Source organism: Thermogemmatispora sp. (assembly GCF_042408735.1).
Taxonomy (GTDB): Bacteria; Chloroflexota; Ktedonobacteria; order Ktedonobacterales; family Ktedonobacteraceae; genus Thermogemmatispora.
Map to the genome: position 1 here is coordinate 1 of NZ_JBHOQV010000086.1, position 1,701 is coordinate 1,701.

Below are 1,701 nucleotides of genomic sequence, written 5' to 3' on the forward strand. Positions count from 1 at the left end.
GTGCTGGTGGTCTCACGGTCTCACCGTGAACCGGTGACGCAATCGGCTGCGCTTCCTGCTGCGGAGAGAAAGCGGAGCATTTCCTGCAGCCGCTGCTGCCATTTGGAGGGACACGGGAAATGACGGGCAAGGTTTCGCCCCCAAGCGACTTTCCCGGGGTATTGACGAGCTGCTGCTTGCTCGGCAGAAGGCAGCTCAGCCTGTAGCGCCTCTTCGAAGCCATCCGTGGCTTGCCGGGCGAAGGTGAAGATCCCATGAGCAGCGAGCTGATCGCTCCAGCGCTTGAATGCCTCCACGGACTGACCTGGATCGCTCGTCGGGTGAAGCTCATTCTTCCCCGCAGCTTGCAAGACACGATTCACCAGCATATCCCTTTCCCTCTTGTTCCAGAAAAAGTCCCCATCTGCCAGGATGGCCCAGGGGAGCCCAAAGAGGCGCAGAAACCGAACCCAGGGCGTAAAGTTGTACTTTCCGCCGACAGAGCAGAGCAGGATATCCTGCAAGGCCAGGTCGGGACACCATAGCGGCAAGACCCCAAGCTCCGTCTCTCCCTCCACGAGCAGAACCGCCCGGCTGAACAGGGCCTCTCGCGCCAGTGTCCCGGGCCCGCGAAGCCACTGTTCCCGCTCATGCTCCTCTTCTGGGAAGGCCAGCGCACCGGGTCCCAAGGCCCATCGACGTGTCCCATCTGGTCCGGCAGCGAAGCGACTCACCCGCGCAAGGTGCTCAGTGGGGACCAGGTGAGGAGCATGGGTAATCAACAGAATCTGGCAGCGTCCCCCCTCTTGGGTATCGTGCTGTTGTTGCTGGCATGGCTTCTGCAGGGCCTGCAGCAGGCTGGTCTGCAGTGATGGGTGCAGGTGGCGTGCTGGTTCATCGAACAGCAACACTCGTCCCCGCTCTCCGATGAGTGCAGCCGTCACAAGGAGCACTTCCGCCAGGCCGGCAGCACACCATTTGAGAGGGAGCTCCCCCCACGGCTCTTCGAGCACGATCTCGACGGCTGGTCTGGGCATGTGGGTCCCCTCAGTGGTCGCGGCCTCCTGTTTCCCCTGCGCGCTCGCCTCAGCAGGAGCCGAGACCAGCCGTAGGTCGAATCGCTTGCCAGTGATCTCGGAAAAAGATTCCTGAATGTGCAGATACTGCCGGCGCTCGGTCGCAGACCCATTCTTCTTGAAGAAGAGGAAAGAGGCGAGCTGTTCTCCAGTGGTCAACGCTGGTCGCTGCTGGCTGTCGGAAGCCTCGAGCGGAGCAATGCCTGCAGGACGGCGGGTCTCGTCGAGAAAAAGGAACGCTCGCTCCACCAGCTGCTGGAAGAGCAGGTGCGCGCTGCAGTGCTGATGCGATGCCTTGAGCAAGGGCAGCGCTGCCTCAAGAGCGCGGTACGTCGAGAGATCTGTCAGATGAATACCAGCAGCTGGCTGGCCCAGCAGAAGTGGTACCCCCGGATTCTGGGGAAGCCAGGTTGGAGCAGTGGCAAGGTCCGGCTCAGGCAACGGAGGATCAGCTGCTGGTGCCTGCGCTCCTCCAAGGACAGCAAAGAGGCGCTCTTGTTCTTCGGCTGCGAGCTGGGAGACCCAACACGTGAAGAGGGAATTTCCTGTGACTCCTCCTGGAGGAGCCTGGCCACACAAGAAACTTCCCTGGCTCAAATTCAGAGAAAAGCTCAGCGAAGCGTCTGGCAAGGATCGATAGCAGCAC

Annotated in this window: 1 protein-coding gene; it reads right to left on the reverse strand. The window is 61.3% G+C overall.

Annotated features, from left to right (window positions below; all coding sequences use genetic code 11):
* Positions 1-20: 20 nt before the first annotated feature.
* A complete protein-coding gene (locus ACFMO7_RS06790) occupies positions 21-1,496 on the reverse strand; it encodes an ATP-dependent endonuclease (RefSeq protein ID WP_376794764.1) in 1,476 nt (491 codons plus the stop codon).
* Positions 1,497-1,701 lie beyond the last annotated feature (205 nt).